24 protein-coding genes are annotated in these 22226 nt (G+C 60.8%); 2 read left to right on the top strand and 22 right to left on the bottom strand.

The genetic code is table 11. The annotated features are described in order from the left end of the window. Window positions 1-80: 80 nt before the first annotated feature. Genes A8C75_RS04280 through ccmA form a run of 3 tightly spaced genes read right to left on the bottom strand, consistent with a single transcriptional unit; the run spans window position 81 to window position 2240 of the window. Window positions 81-848 (bottom strand): heme ABC transporter permease, encoded by a 768-nt coding sequence (locus tag A8C75_RS04280; RefSeq protein WP_067378601.1) that lies wholly within the window; start codon window positions 846-848, stop codon window positions 81-83. Between the two features lie 10 nt (window positions 849-858). Continuing rightward, on the bottom strand, window positions 859-1578 hold the full coding sequence (ccmB, locus tag A8C75_RS04275; protein ID WP_067378597.1) for a heme exporter protein CcmB: 720 nt from the start codon (window positions 1576-1578) through the stop codon (window positions 859-861). Beyond that, window positions 1575-2240 carry a cytochrome c biogenesis heme-transporting ATPase CcmA gene (gene ccmA, locus A8C75_RS04270; protein ID WP_067378594.1) on the bottom strand — a complete coding sequence of 222 codons (666 nt, stop codon included), beginning with the start codon at window positions 2238-2240 and terminating at the stop codon, window positions 1575-1577. Before ccmA ends, ccmB begins: the two co-directional genes overlap by 4 nt. 84 nt (window positions 2241-2324) lie before the next feature. Between ccmA and fliK the strand changes: the two genes are divergently transcribed. After that, window positions 2325-3521, top strand: coding sequence for a flagellar hook-length control protein FliK (gene fliK / locus A8C75_RS04265; protein ID WP_067378591.1), 1197 nt, complete (start codon window positions 2325-2327; stop codon window positions 3519-3521). A 35-nt stretch (window positions 3522-3556) separates the two neighbouring features. Beyond that, entirely contained in the window at window positions 3557-3835 is a 279-nt protein-coding gene (locus A8C75_RS04260) for an EscU/YscU/HrcU family type III secretion system export apparatus switch protein (protein ID WP_067378589.1), read from the top strand. Window positions 3836-4232: 397 nt separating this feature from the next. On the opposite strand, the gene A8C75_RS04255 is transcribed toward A8C75_RS04260, so the two are convergent. The 19 genes from A8C75_RS04255 to A8C75_RS04165 form a co-directional block, all read right to left on the bottom strand. Beyond that, entirely contained in the window at window positions 4233-4652 is a 420-nt protein-coding gene (locus tag A8C75_RS04255) for a DUF2802 domain-containing protein (protein WP_067378586.1), read from the bottom strand. 63 nt (window positions 4653-4715) lie between these two features. Then, entirely contained in the window at window positions 4716-5627 is a 912-nt protein-coding gene (locus A8C75_RS04250) for a flagellar motor protein MotB (protein ID WP_067378582.1), read from the bottom strand. Window positions 5628-5635: 8 nt separating this feature from the next. Further along, the gene (locus tag A8C75_RS04245; protein ID WP_067378581.1) at window positions 5636-6376 is read right to left on the bottom strand and encodes a flagellar motor protein; all 741 of its coding nucleotides are present in this window, start codon (window positions 6374-6376) and stop codon (window positions 5636-5638) included. Between the two features lie 168 nt (window positions 6377-6544). Then, window positions 6545-7255 (bottom strand): RNA polymerase sigma factor FliA, encoded by a 711-nt coding sequence (locus tag A8C75_RS04240; protein WP_067378576.1) that lies wholly within the window; start codon window positions 7253-7255, stop codon window positions 6545-6547. 19 nt (window positions 7256-7274) lie between these two features. Next, window positions 7275-8081 (bottom strand): MinD/ParA family protein, encoded by an 807-nt coding sequence (locus tag A8C75_RS04235; protein WP_067378567.1) that lies wholly within the window; start codon window positions 8079-8081, stop codon window positions 7275-7277. A gap of 19 nt (window positions 8082-8100) precedes the next feature. After that, on the bottom strand, window positions 8101-9804 hold the full coding sequence (gene flhF / locus A8C75_RS04230) for a flagellar biosynthesis protein FlhF (RefSeq protein ID WP_067378564.1): 1704 nt from the start codon (window positions 9802-9804) through the stop codon (window positions 8101-8103). A 96-nt stretch (window positions 9805-9900) separates the two neighbouring features. After that, on the bottom strand, window positions 9901-11985 hold the full coding sequence (flhA, locus tag A8C75_RS04225) for a flagellar biosynthesis protein FlhA (RefSeq protein ID WP_120785167.1): 2085 nt from the start codon (window positions 11983-11985) through the stop codon (window positions 9901-9903). Between the two features lie 204 nt (window positions 11986-12189). Next, window positions 12190-13329 (bottom strand): flagellar biosynthesis protein FlhB, encoded by a 1140-nt coding sequence (gene flhB, locus A8C75_RS04220; protein WP_067378556.1) that lies wholly within the window; start codon window positions 13327-13329, stop codon window positions 12190-12192. A gap of 2 nt (window positions 13330-13331) precedes the next feature. Further along, window positions 13332-14114: a flagellar biosynthetic protein FliR gene (gene fliR, locus A8C75_RS04215; RefSeq protein WP_067378551.1), complete on the bottom strand. Its 783-nt coding sequence runs from the start codon at window positions 14112-14114 to the stop codon at window positions 13332-13334. A 27-nt stretch (window positions 14115-14141) separates the two neighbouring features. Further along, complete coding sequence (gene fliQ, locus A8C75_RS04210; protein ID WP_067378544.1) at window positions 14142-14417, bottom strand: flagellar biosynthesis protein FliQ; 276 nt, start codon at window positions 14415-14417, stop codon at window positions 14142-14144. A gap of 58 nt (window positions 14418-14475) precedes the next feature. Beyond that, the gene (fliP, locus tag A8C75_RS04205; protein ID WP_067386977.1) at window positions 14476-15225 is read right to left on the bottom strand and encodes a flagellar type III secretion system pore protein FliP; all 750 of its coding nucleotides are present in this window, start codon (window positions 15223-15225) and stop codon (window positions 14476-14478) included. A gap of 41 nt (window positions 15226-15266) precedes the next feature. Next, window positions 15267-15809: a flagellar biosynthetic protein FliO gene (fliO, locus tag A8C75_RS04200; RefSeq protein WP_067378539.1), complete on the bottom strand. Its 543-nt coding sequence runs from the start codon at window positions 15807-15809 to the stop codon at window positions 15267-15269. Between the two features lie 3 nt (window positions 15810-15812). Next, entirely contained in the window at window positions 15813-16214 is a 402-nt protein-coding gene (gene fliN / locus A8C75_RS04195) for a flagellar motor switch protein FliN (RefSeq protein WP_067378538.1), read from the bottom strand. 77 nt (window positions 16215-16291) lie between these two features. Then, on the bottom strand, window positions 16292-17272 hold the full coding sequence (gene fliM / locus A8C75_RS04190; RefSeq protein ID WP_067378536.1) for a flagellar motor switch protein FliM: 981 nt from the start codon (window positions 17270-17272) through the stop codon (window positions 16292-16294). A 17-nt stretch (window positions 17273-17289) separates the two neighbouring features. Next, window positions 17290-17814, bottom strand: a complete 525-nt coding sequence (locus tag A8C75_RS04185) for a flagellar basal body-associated FliL family protein (protein ID WP_067378529.1) — start codon at window positions 17812-17814, stop codon at window positions 17290-17292. Window positions 17815-17895: 81 nt separating this feature from the next. Beyond that, entirely contained in the window at window positions 17896-19524 is a 1629-nt protein-coding gene (locus A8C75_RS04180) for a flagellar hook-length control protein FliK (RefSeq protein WP_157890218.1), read from the bottom strand. A gap of 101 nt (window positions 19525-19625) precedes the next feature. Then, window positions 19626-20069, bottom strand: coding sequence for a flagellar export protein FliJ (fliJ, locus tag A8C75_RS04175; protein ID WP_067378526.1), 444 nt, complete (start codon window positions 20067-20069; stop codon window positions 19626-19628). After that, window positions 20066-21451, bottom strand: coding sequence for a flagellar protein export ATPase FliI (gene fliI / locus A8C75_RS04170; RefSeq protein WP_067378523.1), 1386 nt, complete (start codon window positions 21449-21451; stop codon window positions 20066-20068). Before fliI ends, fliJ begins: the two co-directional genes overlap by 4 nt. 15 nt (window positions 21452-21466) lie before the next feature. Next, window positions 21467-22219 carry a flagellar assembly protein FliH gene (locus A8C75_RS04165; protein WP_067378521.1) on the bottom strand — a complete coding sequence of 251 codons (753 nt, stop codon included), beginning with the start codon at window positions 22217-22219 and terminating at the stop codon, window positions 21467-21469. Window positions 22220-22226: the final 7 nt, after the last annotated feature.

Below are 22226 nucleotides of genomic sequence, written 5' to 3'. Positions count from 1 at the left end.
GTTCACCTCAACAACTTGCATTCAAATTCGGTCTGCCTGTTCGCAGGAATTTGTAGTTCCAGCTATCCGGCAGGTTTCGCTCAGCGTGACTCGACCAGCGCCTGCACCCAGGAGCTGCGTCTTTCACGGCGAAGAATTTCGTGGCGCAGGCGCAACATCAGCGACACTGCAAAGAAACAGTAGAACCCCACCACCATCACCAACAGCGGTAGCCACATTTCAGGCGGCATGGTCGGTTTTTCGGTCAGTTTGAAGGTGGCGGGCTGGTGCAGGGTATTCCACCACTCCACCGAGTACTTGATGATCGGAATATTCACCAGCCCCACCAGCGCCAGCACCGCCGTGGACTGCGCCGCAGTAGTATCATTTTCGATCGCCGAATGCAGCGCCATCACGCCCAGGTACAGAAACAGCAAAATCAGCATGGAGGTCAGGCGCGCATCCCAGACCCACCAGGAACCCCAGGTGGGCTTGCCCCAGATAGCACCGGTGGCCAGGGCCAGCAAGGCCAGGGAGGCTCCCAGCGGTGCGCAGGCCTTGGCGACCATGTCGGCCACCTTCATTTTCCAGATCAGACCAATGGCGCCTGCCAGCGCCATCATCATGTAACAGGACTGCGCCAGTATGGCCGAGGGCACATGGATATAGATGATCCGAAAGCTGTTGCCCTGCTGATAGTCCGCCGGCGCAAACAGCAGCGCCCAGACAGTACCGCCGAGCAGCAGCAGCAACGCCAGCACACTGAATGCCGGCAGCAATTTGCCGGTAATGTCATAACACCAGCGCGGTGACGCCAGCTGATAGAACCAGCGCGGCATCCAGTTTTTATCGGTTTTATTCTTGGCCATAAACAATCAACTATCCGCTCACAGAAATTCGTAAAGCTGCCCCGATCGCCAGCGGCGCCAGCACCACACCCAGTGCCAGCATGGCCCCCAGCAGCGCCAGATAACCCGCCAGTGGCAGGCCCGTCACCGCCGCCTGTACCGCCCCCGAGCCAAAGATCAGCACCGGGATATAGAGCGGCAGTACCAGCAGCGAAATCAGCACGCCGCCCTTGCGCAGGCCCACCGTCAGCGCCGCCCCTATGGCGCCGATCAGGCTCAGCGTCGGCGTCCCGAGCAGCAGACTCAGCATCAGCCCGCCCATGCCGTCCGCTGGCAGAAACAGCATCAGCCCCAGCAGCGGTGCCATCAGCGTCAGCGGCAGGCCGGTCATTATCCAGTGCGCCAGCACCCGCGCCAGCACAATCAGTATCAGCGGCTGCGGGCTTAGCAGCGCCTGCTCCAGGGTGCCGTCCTCAAAATCAGCCCGAAACAGGCTGTCCATCGACAGCAGCGTGGCCAGCAATGCAGCCACCCAGACCAGCCCTGGTGCCAGCAGCGCCAGAAAACCGGGCTCCGGACTCACCCCCAGGGGAAACAGGGTCGCCACCATCAGAAAAAAGATCAGCGGGTTCAGCAGATCACTCTTGCTGCGAAACGCCAACAGCAAATCACGCTTCAATGCCGCCCGAAACACGCCGACAGCGGAGGGTCCCCGCGCTTTGGCCGGCTCATTAGTCGCTATCTCGCTCATGAAGTTCCAGCCAGTTGATCCAGATTCAGTCGACGCAGCCCGTCGAGGTGCAATTCATGGTGTGTGGTGAGGATAACCGTGCCGCCGGCCGCGGCATGACGCAGGATCAGTTGTTCCTTTTGCGCCACGCCCTTTTTATCGATCGCGGTAAAGGGTTCGTCCAGTATCCACAAGCTTGCCTGGCTCAGATAGAGCCTTGCCAGGCTCACCCGGCGGTGCTGCCCGGCGGACAGCATATGGCAGGGCACATCCTCGTAACCGGCCAGCCCCACCTGGCGCAGCGCCGCATCGATGGAGGCGCTATCCGTGCCCGGTTGCAGCGCAGCATACCAGCCCAGATTCTCCTGCGGTGTCAGGGTCGCCTTGACGCCCGGCAGATGGCCGAAATACAGCAACGCCTGACGATACTCATCGACCACCTCGTCCATGGGCTCGCCGCGCCAGTAAAGTTCGCCCTCATAATTGCGCGACAACCCACTGAGAATGCGCAGCAAAGTGGTTTTACCACTGCCGTTCTGCCCCTCGATCTGCAGAACCTCACCGGCACCGATTTCGAACGAAAGACCATCGAACAGAACCCGCTCATCGCGCTCGCAGTAAAGATTCTCAACTTTCAACACAGGCTCAGACTCCCCAATCGGCGAAAGCGCTATACTCCCCATGCCCGACCATATGCATAAAACCCGCCATTATATACAAATAATCTAATGCAGGCGCCGTGCATTCAACCCGTCTTTGGAGCCATTTTGATACCTACTTTGGGCCCCAACCTGTTGCAGACCCAGCCGTCCGTCGAACCGACTCTGGCACGCCTGCTCCCCGCCGGTGGCCAGCTGGCGGCAACCGTGCTGCAGGCCAGCACCGATGCCAGCGGCATCCGCCTGCAACTGCAGCTGCAGCGTGCAGGCCAACTGCTGGAGCTGAACACCCAGCGCGCACTAGCGGCCGGCACTGCCGTTGTGCTGTCACGCAACAGCGCGGGCCAGCTGCAACTCAGCCTGACCGCCGAAACGCCGGCCCGTCCACCAGCAACCCCCAGCAGCCAGCCCAGCAGCCAGCCCGCCCCCCCTGCGACTGCGACTGCGACTGCGACTGCGACGCTGGACAGCCTGCTGCGTACCAGCCTGCCGCGCCAGCAACGTTTTGGCGACGTACTCAATCAGCTACTGCAACAGGCACAACCGGGCACGGCGGCCGCCACCCAGGCGGCGCGCCAGCTCAGTCCCGTCGTACAATCCCTGCTGCAGATATTCGGCATTACACCTGGGCTACGTGATTCAGGCCTGGCCGTGCGCCGCAATATAGAGAAAGGCGGATTTTTTACCGAAGCAAACCTGGGCCGCACAGCCACCCAACCCAGCGGCACAAAGAGCACCGCCCCCGGCAATACGGGCAGCGCCACTACGGACCTCAAGGCTCAAATGGGCCAGCTGCAACAGCTGGCAGACGCCCTGCCACCCCAGGCTCGAAAGCAGATGCACAAGCTGCTGGGCGACCTGCTGGCCCGCATCACCAGCTCGCAACTGAACAGCGCCAGCCAGAACAAGGATCTGCCGGACGGCACCAGCGAGCGCCACCTGGCGCTGGATTTGCCGGTGCGCCTTGGTGAGCGCATGGAAAACGTGGAGTTACGGCTCAAACGCTACCGCGCCCGCCGGGGCGAGGACCCAGCCAGCAGCCACTGGCTGGTGCGGCTGCATTTTGATCTGCAAGCCCTGGGACCGCTGGAAGCTGAACTGCGACTGCGCGATGATAGCCGCATGAGCGCCCGTTTCTGGACACCGGAGCCGGAAACCGCCCGACTGATAGAGCAGCGCCTGCCTGAATTTGCCCGCAACCTGGGCCGCCAGGGTATAGAGCTCGACGATCTGGGCTGTCACCAGGGCACGGCACCGCGCGGTGAAACCGGCATTCGCCGCCAGCTTATCAACCTTAAGACCTGACCCAGGAGAATCTGGAAAGATGGCAACCTGAGACGATGAAACCGATCAAGCCTGAAGACAGCGCCATCGCGCTGGGGTACGCCCCAGGCCAGCGGGCACCGGAAGTACTCGCCAAGGGCCGCGAGCTGATTGCCGAACAGATCATCGCCCTGGCCGAGGAGCACCAGATACACATTCACAAAAGCCCGGAGCTGCTGGAGGTGCTGATACGGCTGGAACTGGGTGACGAAATCCCCCAGGCGCTTTACCAGGCCATTGCGGAGGTCATCGCCTTTGCCTACCAGCTCAAGGCCGAGCCGCCGCTGCAACCCTGATGTTTGCGGGCCTGGGGAGCAGGCGCAAGGTTAAAGTGAAAGGTGCAAGGTGAAAGGGAGAGAAAGGCAGTTCGTAGCCTGATGAGCGAAGCGAATTCCGGGAAAGGAGCCCCAGGCGAATTTCGAGAATGTGGCCATTCAGGCTGCGTGATTCGTGATTCGTGATTCGTGATTCGTGATTCGTGATTCGTGATTCGTGATTCGTGATTCGTGATTCGTGATTCGTGATTCGTGATTCGTGATTCGTGATTCGTGATTCGTGATTCGTGATCAGCATGCAGGCTACGCCGACCAATGACCAACCACTATTTACCAATTACACGTCACCAATTACCAATTACCAATTACGATCCACCATTCACCATTCACCAGCGATCAGCGATCAGCGATCAGCCGCCTAGCGTGACGGCTGGGGCAGCGACTCGGTGGACTGCAGCTCGCGGTGCAGCAGCGCCATCAGCTCGGCTTCGGGCCGGCCTATGCCGCAGCTTTTCACCAGATCATCCACATTGCCACCCATCTCCATCAAGCGCGCCGCCTGATTGTAGGCCAGCACGCCAGGGTCGCGATTTTCCAGTTCCTGCTGTTTTTCAACGGTAATGTTGAGCCTGCGTTCGGCGTCCATCAGACGTCGCCCCATGCCAATGGAGCCACTGGTCATGGATCGAATCTCGTTGCGCAGTACGTTGACCAGCGCCTGTTGCTGTCGCTCGTAATAGCGCATACGCCTGTACAGCATGATGCCCGCCCCCGTCCCCGCCAGGGACAAGAGCGCAAAGCCAAGCCAGAGTAGTGTTACTTGAGTCACCCGAACCATCCAGTCTTGCTGTCAGCGCTCAAGGATACTCGATCCCGCCGCCCGCGGACAACGGCGCGGCTATCAGCGCTGCGCATCGGGCTGTACCTCGGCACGACGAAAGAGTACACCACCATTTTCGGTTTCAAGCTGCTCAATGGCGGGCAGGGGCGGCGCCTGTTCGGCATCCAGCAGTTCGCTGACGGTATCAGTGCTGATCTGCTGACTGCCAAAGGAGGACACCGCCCGGCGTACCCGCTTGTCGCGGGACACCACGATCAGCACGCGCCGGTTCATGCCGCGCCCCTCTGCGGTACGGTTGCTGTAGGCCGGCTGATATTCCCCATAGCCTACCGCCGCCATGCGCTGGGGGCTGACACCATTAAGCGCCAGAATGCGTACCACGGCCGCAGCCCGGGCGGCAGACAGCTCCCAGTTGGAGGGATAGAGGTCGGTCGCAATGGGTTGATTATCGGTAAAGCCTTCAACATGAATCGGGTTTTCGAGCCCGCGCAACAACTCTGCAATCTTGCCCAGCAGCGCATCGGCTTCTATTTCCGGCAATGCATCGGCGCTGCCAAACAGACGTGATGCGCGCAGCTCGATCGACAACCAGAGGTCGTTACCGTCGATTTTCATGCTGCCCGCCTCTATCTGGGGCGAAAACCTGCGCTGCAACTCGGCCTGCAGACTGCGCAGCTGTGCGGTCACCGCAGCATCGGCGGGGTCGATTTCAATAGCAGGGGCATCGGGTCGTACGGCGTTGCCAATGGCCAGATCACTGGCGGCATCCTGGGTGGTCGCGCCCGCTGGGCGGCCGGAACCCTCGAAGACGCCGGACAGCGCATCGGAAATGGAGCGATATTTCTCCTCGTTCACCGAGGAAATGGCATACATGACAATAAAGAACGCCAGCAGCAGCGTAATGAAGTCGGCGTAGGACAACACCCAGCGATCCTGGCGCGTATCATCAATCGGTGGCATCCGACGCGCCATAGTTTCTCCTACCCCAGATAGCCTTGCATACGCTGGCGAATGAGTTGCGGGCTCTGCCCTTCGGAAATCGACAGCAGGCCTTCGAGCATCATTTCCTGGTAGCGGTAACGCGCCAGCACCAGACTCTTGATCTTGTTGGCCAGCGGAATCAGCAGCAGGTTGGCCAGGGCCACACCGTAGATGGTGGCCACAAAGGCGGTGGCGATACCCGCACCCAACCCCTCAGGATCCTGCAGGTTGCTCATCACCTGAATCAGGCCAATAACGGCGCCAAGAATACCCAGCGTCGGGGCATAGCCGCCCATGCTCTCGATCACCCGGGCCCCCTGCAGGTCACGCTGCTCCTGGGACACCAGCTGTATCTCCAGCATGCCGCGAATGACGTTGGCGTCCTTGCCATCCACCAGCAGCTGCAGACCACTGCGTACCACGGGATCCGACTCGGCTTCAATCTCCGCCTCCAGCCCCAGCAGCCCAAGTTTGCGGGTGCGCTGACACCACTCCACCACGCGCTCGATTCCGCGCTCGAAATCATAGCGGGGCCCGTTTACCAGCCAGCGCATCAGCCAGAGGGCACGGCGAAACTCATTACTGGGGGTCTGAATGGCCGCCGCCGCCAGAGTGCCGCCAACAACGATCACCACCGCAGGCCCGTTAAGCAGCTGCTGAATCTGGCCACCATCCAGATAATGACCGCCCGCAATGGCGACGACGGCGAGTAACAGTCCTGCAACGCTCAGGCGATCCATGCACAAGGCTCCGTTAGAAAAAGTAGGCCGCAGCAGAACCTGCCTGGCGCTAGATAAACGTACTGGCTGTCATGCGCCTTATAAGCGCACCCGGGCAGCCTGTGCAGTGATTTGTGGTTATCGGCCAAGATCTGCAAATATCCAGTGTTAGTCCAACCCAAACTACAACTAACGCCAGTCTCGCAGGCGGCCCTTCAGCCGATGCGCCGCCTGACTGTGAATCTGGCTGATGCGCGACTCACTCACGCCCAGCACCTCGCCAATTTCCTTCAGATTGAGCTGCTCGTCATAGTAAAGCGCCAGCACCAGCCGCTCGCGTTCCGGCAACCCCTGGATGGCCTTGGCCAGCGCCTGGTTGAAGACATTCTTTTCAACCTGATGCTCGGGTTCGGGATCATCCGCCACAAACTGCTCGCCGGCACTCTCGTCGTCTGGCCTTTGCAGTTCTTCAAAACTGAACAGACGGCTTTCCATCGAATCCTGCAGCAGGCCGTGGTATTCGGTCACGCTGATGTCCATCTCGGCCGCCACCTCGGCATCGGTGGCATCGCGCCCCAGGCGCGCTTCAAGCTGATGGATGCTGTCGGAAATACGCCGGCTGTTGCGATGTACCGAGCGCGGCGTCCAGTCACCGCGGCGCACTTCATCGATAATGGCGCCGCGAATGCGAATACCGGCGTAGGTCTCGAAACTGGCACCCTTGGCGGGATTGTATTTGCGGGACGCTTCCAGCAGACCGATCATGCCGGACTGAATCAGATCGTCCAGCAGAACACTGGCCGGAAGGCGGGCAAGCAGATGGTAGGCAATACGCTTAACCAGCGGCGCATACTGCGTGATCAGATCCTGACTAGAGGTAAATTCCAGCTGGTTATACATGGAGCCTCTTTATTAACTGCTAGCTTCCCTGCACCAGGCGCTCGACAAAGAATTCCAGGTGCCCACGCGGCGTTGTCATCACCGGCCAGCCATCGACCCGGTTGGCAAGCTGACGATAGGCAAGCGCCGCATTACTGCTGGAAAACGCTTGCAAAACAGCTGTTTGCCGCTTAACCGCCTTGCGTACCGCCTCATCATAAGGGATTGATCCGACGTATTGAAGCGTTACATCAAGGAATCGATCCGTCACCGTCAGCAGCTTGTTATACATGTTGCGACCTTCAGACTCGCTGCGCACCATGTTGGCCAGCACCCGAAAACGCGTGACCTTGTGATCCCGATTCAGCAGCTTGATCAGCGCATAGGCATCGGTAATGGAGGTGGGCTCGTCACACACCACCATCAGCACTTCCTGGGCGGCGCGCAGGAAGCTGATCACCGACTCGGATATGCCCGCCGCGGTATCAATCACCAGTACATCGATTTCGTCGGCGATATCGGTAAAGGCATGAATCAGCTCGGCATGCTCATGCACACCCAGGGCCGCCATGGATTGGGTACCTGAGGATGCCGGTACTATGCGCACGTTTTCGCCCGCCTGCAACATCACATCGGACAGCGCACAGTCCCCGGCCAGCACATCGGATATATTGTATTTGGGCCTCAGGCCCAGCAGCACGTCGACGTTGGCCAGCCCCAGATCCGCATCCAGCAGCACCACGCGACGGCCCATCTGCCCCAGTGCCAGCGACAGATTTACCGAAACGTTGGTTTTGCCAACACCGCCCTTGCCGCCGGTGACAGCCACTACTTTTACTGGATGCATAATCTGCTTCTTCCCTGGGTCATCCTGCCCGACCTATAAAACTCAGATCCGGACCTTCGTCCGCCTGCTGTTCACGTTCCTGCGCTTTCTGCGTCGTCACCACGGCACGGCTCACCAGATCATGACGCCGCGCCACCCCTATATCATCGGGAATCTTCTGACCATCGGTTACATAGGCAATAGGCAACTGTTTCTCGATCGACAGCGTCAGCGCCTCGCCCAGACTGCCGGACTCGTCGAGCTTGCTCAGTACGCAGCCGCTCAGACCCAGCGTCTGATAGGTATTGTAGGCACTTTCGATCACCCGTTTCTGGCTGGAACATGACAGCACCAACAATTTTTTAAGCCGCAGCGACACACCCTGCAGCAGCTCGATCTGCGCTGCCGTATGGGGCTCGTCGGCGCTCATGCCGGCGGTATCAATCAGTACCAGGCGCTTGCCCTTGAGTGAGTGCAGCACTTCATCCAGCGAATGATTTTCATCCACCACCCGCACCGGCACATCCAGAATGCGGCCAAAGGTACGCAGCTGCTCATGGGCCGCGATGCGGTAGGTATCCGTGGTCACCAGCGCGAGACTGGCACTGCCGTACTTGAGCACGTAGCGTGCTGCCAGCTTGCCGATCGTGGTGGTCTTGCCCACTCCGGTGGGACCGACAAAGGCCACCATGCCACCGCGCTCGATAAACTCTTCCCCGACCACCGGGATGGCATCGGACAGGCGCGCCAGACTGCTGCGCCAGGCCTTGTCGATTTCAACATCCTGCTCAATGCTCGACACCAGATGGCGCACCACCCGGGGCCCGATGCCGAGACTGTCGAGCCTGCGACTGAGGCGCACCTGGGCCTGCGGCATGGCAGCGGGTTGAGCGGCCGGTGGCGGAGCCGGCTGGGATGGCGCGGGCTGAATGGGTGCCGCTGGCGGCGCCTGCATCTGAGGCTGCATCTGAGGCTGCGCCTGGGCCTGCAACTGCTGCTGCAGCATGACTTTGAGCTGCTGAATCTCATCCTGCATGCTGAGGATGCGCTCATGATCCTGCGTGTCCCGAGAATTGCGAGAGCTCCGGGATTCCCCTGGATACTCGGCTGCCGCCGGCCCCTGAGGTGCAGATGCTGACTGCGGCCGCAACTGCGGCTCGGAGCGCAGTTGCGCCGCTGATCTTGGTGCCGGTTCTTGCCGTGGTTCAGGCCCTGGCGCAGCTTCAGGCCTGAAGGTCGGTTCAGGCCGGGATCCAGGGGCGAAGGGGTCAGCCTCAAAACCGCTGCCTTCAAACGGTGGCGCTACCACCTCAGCGCGGGATTTTTGCCGCTGCTTGAGGGATTCCAGAATACTGCGCAGATCCTCGTCATCATCCTGGCCGATCTGACGATTACGCATGACCCCCATATCCGGCTCCATCGCAACACCGCTCTGTTGCTGGGCCGAGGCGATACGCGCCCTGACCTTGCGCATTTCGTCTTCCAGCACGCCACCCTGGCGCCCGGCGCCCGAACGATCAGCACCGGTGAGCGTCTGCACCTGTTCGTCACGCCGGCGGCGCTCCTGGCTCTGGCGCTTGAACTCGGCCTGGGCCGCCTCGTATTCCTGTTCGTGGGCGGCAACCACTTCAACACCGCCGGCCACACGGTGATTGGAGACAATGACCGCATCGGGGCCGATCTCTTCCCGCACCCGTCGCATCGCCTGGCGCATGTCAGGGGCAAAAATGCGTTTTACTTTCATAGTCGTCCTCTGAGTAAGGCGTTGCAGGGCCAGCTTCGCGTTCTGGCAGCCTGCCGGGCTTGGCCGGGCGCAAAGCCAGACCGCCAACAGGCGGGATTAACCACCCTGTCCGCCCACGGTCGCCACTATGGTGACTTTCTTGTTTTCCGGTATCTCCTGATAGGAGAGTACATGAATCCGGTGGTTTCCATAGCGCACGAACTTCGCCATCAGCGGCCGCACCGGTGCCGCCACCAGCAATACCGACGGTTTACCCGCCATTTCCTGATTCTGCGCCGTCGTGGCCAGAGACTGCTGCAGGCGCTCGGCCATACCGGGCTCCAGCACCAGACCGTCGCCAGCGCCCTGATTCTGCACCGAGTTGAGCAGCATCTGCTCAAGCTTGGGGTCGAGGGTAATCACCGGCACCTCATCGGAGTAACCGTTGATTTCCTGCACGATCAGCCGTGACAGCGAGACCCGTACCGCCGCGGTCAGCGCCATCGGATCCAGGCTGCGGCCCACAGCCTCGGCCAGGGCTTCTGCGATACTGCGAAAATCCTTCAGCGGCACCTGCTCCATCAGCAGGTTCTGCAGTACCCTCAGCAGGCCGCTGATCGACAGCTTGGCCGGTACCAGTTCATCCACCAGCTTGGGTGAGTGCTTGCCCAGCATGTCCAGCAGCTGCTGCACCTCTTCATGCCCGAGCAGTTCATGGGCATGGTTCTGCAGCAGCTGATTCAGATGCGTGGCAACCACGGTACTGGCATCCACCACCGTATACCCCAGCGACTGCGCCTGCTCCTTTTGCCCGGTTTCAATCCAGACCGCTTCCAGACCGAAGGCCGGATCCGTCACGGCGACGCCCTTGAGGGTACCAAACACCTGGCCCGGATTGATCGCCAGCTCACGATCGGGGTAGACCTCGGCCTCACCCACAATAACCCCCATCAGCAGAATGCGGTAACCACCTGGCACCAGGTCCAGGTTGTCGCGGATATGTACCGAGGGCACCAGAAAGCCCAGATCCTGCGACAGCTTGCGCCTGATGCCCTTGATGCGCCCGAGCAGCTGACCACCCTGCAGCTTGTCCACCATGGGAATCAGCCGGTAACCCACTTCCAGGCCGATCATGTCCACCGGCATCACATCATCCCAGTCGAGTTCTTTCTGTTCATCCACAGGCACCGCCGTCTGGGTACGCGCCAGTTCCTGCTTGCTCGTCTGTTCCTCCTGCGCCTCCCGCGCCTGGCGACGCAGAATCATCCAGGCGATAGCACCGGCGGCGGCGGCAAGCGTCAAAAAAGCGACATGTGGCATGCCGGGCACTATACCGATCACACCCAGCAGGCAGGCGGCGACAATCAGCGCCCGGGGTGCCGAGAACATCTGCTGCAGGATCTGGTTGCCCATATCCTGGGACGAGTTCTGCCGCGTTACCGTAATCGCCGCTGCGGTGGAGAGCAGCAAGGACGGAATCTGCGCCACCAGACCATCACCAATGGTCAGCATGGAGTAATACTGAATCGCCAGATCAAAGCTCAGGTCATGCTGCAGCATGCCGATGGACAACCCGCCCACCAGGTTGATCACCAGGATCAGGATACCGGCAACCGCATCACCGCGAACAAACTTGGAGGCACCGTCCATGGAACCGTAGAAGTCGGCTTCTTCGGTCACTTCCCGCCGGCGCAGCTTGGCCTCTTCCTGCGTAATCAGACCCGAATTGAGGTCCGCATCCACCGCCATCTGCTTGCCGGGCATGGCGTCCAGTGTAAAGCGAGCGCTTACTTCCGAAATACGCCCGGCGCCCTTGGTCACCACCACAAAGTTGATAATCACCAGGATCAGGAACACCACTATGCCGACCACATAGTTGCCGCCGATCACCACCTGACCGAAGGCCTCGATCACCTTGCCCGCCGCATCTCCGCCCTCGTGACCATAGAGCAGCACCACCCGGGTAGAAGCCACGTTCAGCGCCAGCCGCAGCAAGGTGGCCACCAGCAGGATGGTTGGAAAGACGGTAAATTCCAGCGGCCGCAGCGCGTACACGCAGACCAGCAGCACCACCAGCGACAGCGCTATATTGAACGTGAAAAAAACGTCCAGCAGGAAGGGCGGGACCGGCAGCGTGACCATGCCTATCACCACCAGCAGCAGCAGCGGAACCCCCAGGTTGCCCTGGCTGAGGCTGCGCATGCCGTTGCTTAAGAAGGTTCGATCCAATCGACTACCCGTCAATATTCAGTCACAGACAGCCGAAAACCGGCTAAATGTCGCTGTATTCAGACTCAATGGAAACAAAACTCAAAATATTGACGCCTGTATTTCCAACCAGAATAAGTAATGCAATAAACTAGCCAATTAACTGACAACCCGGGCTTTTCCTCCTGGACGCTGCGTTTAATCATCGAAGCGCAGGTCATCCGGAATATCCAGATCATCATCCCGTACCTGGGTAGGCGCCACCGACTCGCGCTTGCGGTAGCTGCGCAGCTGATACACATAGGCCAGCACCTGGGCCACGGCCTTGAACAGACCGGCGGGAATTTCCTGATCCAGCTCCGCATGCTGAAACAGGGCTCGAGCCAAGGGTGGCGCCGACAGCATGGGCACTTCATGCTCCACCGCCAGCTCACGAATCCTGAGTGCGACAAAATCGGCGCCCTTGGCCAGCACCACCGGCGCCCGGCCGGACTCAGGATCGTATTTCAGTGCCACCGCATAGTGGGTCGGGTTGGTAATGACGACATCGGCCTCGGGTACCTTGCCCATCATCTGACGCTGGGAAATTTCGCGCTGCAGCTGGCGAATGCGTCCTTTCACCTCGGGCTTGCCCTCGGTGCTTTTCATCTCGTCCTTGACTTCCTGCAGCGTCATTTTCATTTTCTTGCTGTAGTCGTACAGCTGAAAGGGGACATCCAGCAGCGAAATCAGGATCAGGCTGGCGCTGATCAGCAGGAAGGTCCAGATGACAATATCCACCGCATCACTGATGGCCGGCACCACATCCTGCGATCCAAGCCCCAGCAGCCTTGGCTGCATGACCTTGAGCACCAGGATGGCAATGGACGCCACCAGCAGAAACTTGGCCAGCGCCTTGACCAGCTCCACCAGGGCCTTGAGGGAAAACATGCGCTTGAGGCCGGAAAGCGGGTTTATTCGGCTCGCCTTGGGCTGTATTGATTCGCCGCTGAAATTCCAGCCCCCCAGCGCAAGAGGGCCGACAATCGCCGCCAGCAGCACCAGCCCGAAGAAGCCGGACAGCGCCATCAGCGCATCAAACATGGAGCGCGCCAGATAGGCCACCATCATGGAGGAGTCGAACAGGGCTTCACGTTCCAGCGAGAGGTTACCCGCCATCATGTCCCGCATGCGGTTGGCAACAAGGTCGCCAAATATCAGCGCACTGGCGGCGGCGGCCAGCAACAGCACAGTAGCGCCCAGCTCTTTTGAACGGGGTATATCGCCCTTCTCCCGCGCCTCTCTTATTCGCTTGGGGGTAGGGTCTTCGGTTTTCTCCTGACCGGTTTCTTCAGCCATGCTCAGCCGCCACCCAGGAAAGTGATGCTGATCAGCTCCAGCGCATACTCGGCGATGCGCTGATACTGCCCCAGAAAACCGCCCAGGCTGACCCAGGCAATCAGCAGCCCCATCAGCATGGTAAAGGGGAAGCCGATAGCGAAGATATTCAGCTGGGGCGCGGCCTTGGTGATAATGCCAAAGGAAAAGTTGATGATCAGCAAGGCCGTCACCGGCGGCAGCGCCATCATCAGGGCGGCGGCGAACATCCAGCCACCGGTGCGCACTATTTCAGAAAAGATCTCCGGACTCAGGCCCGACATACCTACCGGGATCTGCTCGAAACTGCGCGCCAGCACATCGATCATCACCAGATGGCCATTCATGGCAAGAAACAGCAACATCACCAGCTGCAGATAGAACTGGCTCAGCACCACCACCGAGACGCCATTGACCGGATCCGACACCGATGCAAAGCCCAGCCCCATCTGGGTTGAGATCAGCTGCCCGCCCACAACAAACACCTGCAGCAACAGCTGCACCATAAAGCCCATGGCGGCGCCAATAAGGATCTGCTGGGCGATCACCAGGTAACTTTCGACGGAAAAGGCTGCAAAGGATGGCATGGGCGGCAGCACTGGCAACAGCAACACTGTGACCCCGATCGCCAGCCCCAGGCGAATGCGCGGCGGCACCAGACCACTGCCGATCATGGGAATGGCCATAAAGAAGGCGGCGATACGAAACAGAGGCCAGAGGAAATCTGCCACCATCTGCTCGATTTGCAGCAGCCCTATATCGAACATCAGCGGTCTCCCGGACCCGGCATCTCGCTATCCGACCTGAATCATCTGGGGAATGGCATCGAAGATGAGGCGAAAGTGATCCAGCAGACGGGTCACGATCCAGGGGCCGGCCCACATCACCATGCCCAGGGTAATAATCAGACGCGGCAGAAAGCTCAGCGTCTGTTCGTTAATCTGGGTGGCAGCCTGAAACATGGAGACCATCAGCCCCACCATCAGGCTCGGCAGAATAATAACGCACACCAGCAACACCACCAGCCAGAGCGCCTCGCCGAAGAGATCGAGCATCAGTTGCGGTGCCATGACGTCCTCCTGTGTATGCCGTTAACGGCAGCTAAAGTGATAGTCGCGCAGAGCGCCATCAGAGCCCGAAGCTTGTCGCCAGGGTCCCAACCACCATAACCCAGCCATCCACCAGCACAAACAGCATGATCTTGAACGGCAGCGAAATGATAACCGGCGACAGCATCATCATGCCCATGGCCATCAGTACACTGGCCACCACCAGATCGATCACCAGAAAGGGGATAAACAGCATAAAGCCGATCTGGAAGGCGGTTTTGAGCTCACTGGTCACAAAGGCCGGCACCAGCACGGTAAAGGGGACCTCATCAATCGAACTCACCCGCGGCGTCTTCGACAGCCGCATAAAGAGCTCAAGGTCACTTTCGCGGGTTTGCATGGTCATGAAATCACGAAAGGGCGCCGCCGCCGCCTGTGCCGCTTCCAGCGGTGCGAGCTCCCCTTTCATATAGGGCTGCACGGCGGCGATGTTCACCCGCTCGATCACCGGCGTCATGATAAACAGGGTCAGGAAGAGCGCCAGCCCCATGAGCACCTGATTCGATGGCGTCTGCTGCAGCCCCAGCGCCTGACGCAGTATGGCAAACACCACGATAATGCGGGTAAAGGCGGTCATCATCATGATCAGTGCCGGCAGGAACGTCAGCATGGTCATGAGCGCGAGAATCTGAATTGTCACGCTATAGCTGGTACTGCCGTCATCCGCGGTGATGATGTTAACCGCGGGTATGCCTATATCTTCAGCAGCTGCGGGCAGTGCCAGCAATACCAATAAGGGCAACAGCAGCAGTGGCCAGAATCGTGTCATCCGGGTGATGACCATCGTCGAAATCCAGACTATGGACGCGGTCATTGACGCTCCTTGCGTTCCAGCACTTCACGCAACCTGGCGCCGAATCCGGCACCGGGGTCAGTTTCCACCACTGGCTCATCGAAGCGCTCCAGCAGGCTGACCCTACCGGGTGCGACGCCCAGCAGCAGCTGCCGGCCTCCCACTTCGATCAGTACCGCCTTTTCCCGGGTGCCCAGCGACAGGGCAGCGACAATTTTCAGATGATGCCCCTGGACCCCAAGGCCGGTAAAACGCTTAACCAGCCAGAGCACCAGCAGTATCGCCATGATCACGATTACCAGCCCCATCAGCAGCTGGCCAAGCATGGCGAAAGATACCGGATCCTGCATCGCCGGGCGTGCCATGGAACCGGGCGCCAGACTCAGAGTTGACCCCAGTGCGGGCTCTGCCTGCAACGGGGCCTGGGCTTGGGATACCACGCCTGGCACGGCACCTGACACAGCTCCGGCGACAGTGCTTGAGGCCGCAGAAGCAACGGCCTGGGCCAGTGCTGCAGGTGCCGCCAGTGCGAAAAGCAGGATTACAAAGAGACGCCGCATCCTTTAGCGCAGCTTCTTGATGCGTTCTTGCGGGCTTATCACGTCCGTCAGGCGAATGCCGTAACGCTCGTTCACCACCACCACCTCGCCGTGGGCGATCAGGGTACCGTTCACCTTGACGTCCAGCGGCTCGCCGGCCATGCGACCGAGCTCAATCACGGAGCCCTGGCTCAGTTGCAGCAGATTGCGGATGGCAATCTCGGTGTTACCCACTTCCATGGACAGGGTCACCGGGATATCCAGGATCACATCCAGTTTGGGGTCGCCCACCGGGGTGGACTCGTCTTTCAGCTCATCGAGTTCGACTGCCCGTGCCGCGGCACCGCCGGCTTGTTCATCCATGGCGGCGGACCATTCGTCACCCTTGCCCTGAGGGTCAGAACCCGCGTCCTTGTTATCACTCATCTGTGCAGATACTCCAAAGCCCGCCGGCGGCGGCCTGTCAGCCTGTGGATAAAACCGTACCCGGATGCCGGGCCGGGCTAGTCGGTTGCCTTGACTTGATCAATGATTTTTACCGCCAGGTTCGATCTGGACACCCCCAGGCGGCAGCTAAAGGTGGGAACGCCTGCGGCACGCAGGATCAGCTCCTGCGGAATTTCCACCGGAATGACGTCGCCGACTTCCAGCGCCATCACATCCCGCAGGGTCATGTCCCGCTGGGCCAGCTGCAGGTTCAAATCCACATCGGCCGACATAATGTCACGCCGCAGGGCCTGCATCCAGCGCTCGTCACCCTCGCGCTCGGCGGGCTGAAAGCTCGATACCAGCAGGTCGCGGATGGGCTCCAGCATCGAATAGGGCATGGTGACCTGCAGCTCACCGCTGCCGCCCTCCAGATCGACCTGAAAGGTGCTGACCACCACCACTTCAGTCGGACTGACCACATTGGCCATGGCCGGATTCATTTCGTGTCCGATATGCTCGAAGTGCAGATTCATCAGCGGACGCCAGGCCTCTTCAAGGTCGGCAAACAGCTGACCGAGTACCTTGCGCACCAGCCGGGTTTCGGTTGGGGTAAAATCCCGCCCCTCGATCTTGGCCTGACGACCATCCCCCCCGAAGAAGTTGTCGACCAGCTTGAACACCAGCTTGGCGTCCAGGATAAACAGGGCCGTGCCCTTGAGCGGCAGGGCTTTCACCAGATTCATGCTGGTCGGCAGGTAGAGCGTATGCACATAGTCGCCGTACTTCATGACCTGCACGCCGCCGACCGTCACATCCACGGTGCGGCGCAGCAGGTTGAACAGGGTCAGACGGGTGTGACGGGCAAAACGTTCGTTAATCAGCTCCAGCGCCGGCATGCGCCCGCGCACGATCCGCTCCTGGCTCGCCAGGTCGTAGGACTTTACACCACCGGATTCGAGTTCCTCTGCCTCATCGCCGGTGCCGATGTCACCATCGTCCACGCCGTGAAGCAGGGCATCAATCTCATCCTGTGACAGCAGATCTTTAACCGACATGCGTGCTGCCTATTCCGTTACTGCATGACAAAATTGGTAAACAGCAGCGCTTCCACACCGGGGCGCCCTGCCTTTTCCTGCAAAATTCCCTGCAGCAGCTCCAGCGCCTCGGTGCGCAACTGGATCTTGCCATCCATGGTCTGTAACTGTTCGAACTTCTGGGTCGAGAAAAGTGCGTTCAGCCGGGCCACGATCAGCGGCATGTGCAGCGTCAGCACATCAACCACTTCCTGATCACGGCTCTTGGCTTCGATATAGGTCTGCAGAAAGTGCCGTTTGCCATCATCCGAGGCCAGGGTCACCACAAACATCGGCCGGCCTTCGAGGGTGCGTATCTTGGTATAGAGCGCCTTGGCCTTGACCACAGGCGCCGCCGTGTCACCCCCGGCTGGGGCCGTATCGCTACCGGTAAACATGAAGAAGGCCGCGACACCGCCGCCACCGATCAGCAGTGCCAGCAATACTGCCGCCACCATCATCAGGCGACCCGACTTTGCCGACTTGCCCGCTGCCCCATCTTCCACTGCATTATCCTGTGCCATCTGTCTCTCCACCTGCCCGGAGGTCTAATATAACACACTGATTTTAAGGCTCTATCAAAGACTCAACCCGGGTTTTCCGCCTCAGGCGTAATCATCCACCAGTGACCGGCTGGACGCCGCCACGGGCACCACCGTTATGGCCGTATCCTCATCCTGCTCGGCCATCAGCCCAGTACCCTGGCCGGCATCGGGTGCAGAGCGTTCGCGCCGCTCTGAATCATCGGCCACCGAACTGCTTTCAAGATTGAGCCCCTGCTCTGCCAGCATCTCGCGCAGGCGCGGCATCTGCTGTTCCAGCGCATCCCTCACCTGGGCGTGGGGCGAGCTAAAGCTAAGGCTCGCCTGATCCTGATTCAGCTGCAGGCGCACATGCAGAGTGCCCAGTTCCGGCGGATCCAGCCGAATTTCGGCCACCTGCAGACTGCCCGCCGTCATTAGCAGTACCCGCTCCGAAATGGCCTGCCCCCAGGCGGCATTACCCTGTGACAGGCCCAGCGAAAGCCCGGGCGGCATACTTTGCAGCTGCGCCGGTAGCGGATTCAGCGGCTGCGCCGCCCGAGTTCCTTCAGCACCGGTTCGCAGCACCCCTGCCTGCAGGGTACTGTCATCGCCCTGATCGGCGCCCGCTTCAGCTGCGCCTGCGAGGCGCACCATCGCATCCGCCGCACTCAGGCGCACTCGGGTCTGCTCTGCACCGGCATCAGCGTTCTGCGGTGCAAGACCCGGGTTAGGCGTAACAGAAACAGGCGCTAGCTCAGCGCCCGGCAGGCGCGGCGGTGAGCCCGCCAGCACAGGCTCAGTATTCAACCCTGGCGTAGCAGCCGCCGGTGCGGCCTCAAGACGCTGTTCTGCATGTTGAACTTGCTGGGCTTGCTGCGCCTGCAAGGCACGAATTACCGCCGGCGGCAGTGCCTGGCCGGCCTCACGCTGAATCGCGCTCATCAGGGTCTGAATATCCACAGGCGGCGCACTGGCCGCCGCTGCATTCGCGCTAACCGCGCCCGCGATATCCACGGCTGAATTATCTACAGCCGGTGCCCGCGCCGCGCCATCGCCATCGCCATCGCCATCGCCATCAACTGTGCTGATATTTGCGCTCTCAGTCGCCACTGCAACTTGCGGCACAACCCCAACCCAAGGCCCGCTTTCATCCTGCACGGCTAAGGGCGCCCTGGCCCCGGACGGCGACAGCAACGGCTCAGCCGCCTGATCCATCTCTTGCTTCGCAATCTGACCGGCCGACTCTAAAGCCGACGACAATGCAGCATCGGCATTGGCTTGCTGGATAGAGAGTTCAGACTCAGCCACTGGCTCAGCCCTGGCAGGCACACCATTGATCACCGCACTCCCCTCGGCCGCACGGGCCTGGGCCTGTAGCGATGCGGGCGCAAAGCCCTGCTCCCGACGCATTTGCGCGGAGGCTCGTGCATCCGCCCCAACACTCCCCTCAATATCTGCGCCCGCCTCAGCGGCAACATCGGTGCTGGCTGGATTATCCCCAACGCCTGGCAGGCTCTTGCCGCCGCTGTTTTCAGCGGGCTCTGTCGCCTGGGGCTGCGGCAATTTTTCGCCGCCGGCACGCTCTGCGGCCAGTACGCCGGAAAAATCCACAACTCCGGGCGCTGAAGGCGCAGAGCCAGCGCCGGCGGCTGTCACAGCGGGCCTGGACAACGAAGTGACAGAGATGACAGGCGATAAAGGGGCAAGCATGGCAGCTCCAGAGTAATAGCAACTGCGGCTATCCATGCAGATTGCAGGCCAACCCGTCACAATGGCTGGTTGAGCCTGGCGACTGGCAGCGGAACACGCCATCAGATGAAGGGTGTGCGCACCCGCTGCGAGCGCTCATCGAGTTCCTTTTGCAACTGTTTTTCCGCCTCGGCGCGCTCCTGAGTCAGAGCACGTTCAGTCAGGTTTTTCATCGCGCACTGGTGGCCGTACACCTGACGCCAGTATTGCTCGACCTGTTGCAACTGCTCGGCGTTGGTTTTCATGGTCTCGCGGTGCTGGCGAATACTGGCTTCGATTTTCTCCACAAAAGCCCGCGCCATCAGCATCTGACCCACAGCGACACCCGCCTGCCCCTGCTGCTGAAACTGCTGCTGGTATTCACCCAGGAACTGTTCGAGCTGCAGCAACGTCGCCTCACCCTGATTCACCCGCGCCTGACTGTCGGCCAGAAACTGGTCCGCCTGGCGCTTTTTTCGCTGCGCCAGATCCTGCAGCAAGGCCATGCGCTGGGAGCGCTTTTTCATCGCCGTACTCCGGCAACAGGCGTGACAGCGGCGGGATTACCCATGCTGGGCTTGGGCGGTGGCGACAGCACCATCGACAGCTCCTGAATGCACTGCGCCATGGGTTTCGCCTCATTCAGGCTCTGCTGCAGAAAACTGCGCAGCACCGGCATGCGCTCGATGGCGAAGTCAGTATCTGCATCACTGCCCTTGCTGTAGGCACCCACGGTAATCAGGTCTTCGTTCTGCTGATAACGCGACATCAGCTGCTTGAAACGCATGGCCAGCGCCAGATGCCCCTCACCCACGATAGCGGGCATCGCCCGGCTGATGGAGGCCTCGACGTCGATGGCGGGATAGTGGCCCTGCTCGGCCAGGCGGCGCGACAGCACCACATGACCATCCAGAATGGCCCGGGCAGCGTCGGCTACCGGATCCTGCTGATCGTCGCCTTCGGTCAGCACCGTATAAAAAGCCGTGATGGAACCGCCCCCGGTCGCGCCATTGCCCGCCCGCTCCACCAGACGCGGCAGCTTGGCAAACACCGACGGCGGATATCCCTTGGTGGCCGGCGGCTCGCCCACCGCCAGGGCGATTTCGCGCTGGGCCTGGGCATAGCGCGTGAGGGAGTCCATCAGCAGCAGTACATTACGCCCCTGGGCGCGAAAATATTCGGCAATGCGGGTCGCCAGCTGCGCGGCCCGCAGGCGCATCAGGGGTGAGTCGTCGGCAGGGGATGCTACCACCACCGAGCGCGCCAGACCGGCGGCCCCCAGGTTGTGTTCGATGAATTCCTTGACCTCGCGGCCACGCTCCCCGATCAGGCCCACGATGATGATGTCGGCCTCGGTATAGCGGGTCATCATGCCCAGCAGCACCGACTTGCCCACGCCACTGCCGGCAAACAGGCCCAGACGCTGGCCACGCCCGACGGTCAGCAACGAATTGATGGCGCGAATGCCCACATCCAGCGTCCGTTCGATGGGGTGGCGATTCAGCGGATTGATAACTTCACCGCCCAGGGAGACACGCTCGGTAGCCTCGATCGGGCCCTTGCCATCCAGCGGCTTGCCGACGCCGTTGAGCACCCGCCCCAGCAGGCCGGGCCCCACATCCACCTGGCCTGCGCCGCCCAGCGGTGTGATGCGGGCACCCGGTTGCAGGCCATCGATACTGTCCAGCGGCATCAGGTAAATGCGATCTCCGGAAAAGCCCACCACTTCAGCCTCGACCCGCACACCGGGGCGCACCTGAATCTCGCAGTTGTCGCCGATGGCGACCTGCAGACCCACGGCTTCAAGCGTCAGACCAATCAGGCGGGTGATGCGACCTTCCACCAGCGGGCGGACGGCGCTGTACTTGAGATCCAGATGGCGTTGCATGCGCTGCAGCAGACGGGACATGGCGTCAAATTTCCGTCATTTGGCGCTGTCATCGGGGCCAGACTCAGCCAGACGTGACAGCAATTGATCGGCAGCCTGGCGAAAACGGCTCTCTATACTGCTATCCACCCGGCAGTTGGCGGTCTTGATCACACAGCCGCCGGCGCTGATGCCGGCATCGGGTACCAGCTCGCGATCATCCCGCGCCTCCACCAGCGGCTGCAGCAGCACTTCGTCTTCCGGATTCACATGAATCCGCACGGCGCCGCCTTCGCTGGGCAGCTGCGCCAGGGCTTCCTGCACCGCCTGCAAAATCAGCGCCGGCTGGCTGCTGAGTTCATGCCCGGTGACCGCCCGGGCCAGGGAGGTCACCAGGCTCAGCAGGCACTGCTCCAGCTGCTCGCTTTGCTGGGCCAGCGGCGCTTCGAGCTCACCCAGCAACTGCGACAGACGTGCGAGGGAGCGATCAATCTCGACCTTGCCCTGCTTCAAACCTTCTGCATGGCCCTTTAAGCGCCCCTCTGCGAGTCCCTTGGCGAGCCCTTCGCGATAACCTTCATCCAGCCCTTCCTGGCGCGCCTCATCGGTAATGCGCTCCAGTTCCGCCAGCGTCATCTTGGCGCCGCCAAACAGCTGCTCCTCGGGCTCCAGCTGCTCCTCCACCGCTGACGCCTGCCGCTGTACCAGCGCCACCAGATGCTCGCCCTGCACACTGGGCAACTGCCAGGGCAGCACCAGACCCACATCGGCGGCGGGGATACGTGTCGGCTTTTTGTCAGATGGGTTCATGACGGCC

Source organism: Marinobacterium aestuarii (genome assembly GCF_001651805.1).
Lineage (GTDB): Bacteria > Pseudomonadota > Gammaproteobacteria > Pseudomonadales > Balneatricaceae > Marinobacterium_A > Marinobacterium_A aestuarii.
Note: the sequence above shows the minus strand (reverse complement) of the source record. Positions and strands in the feature narration are given on the sequence as shown.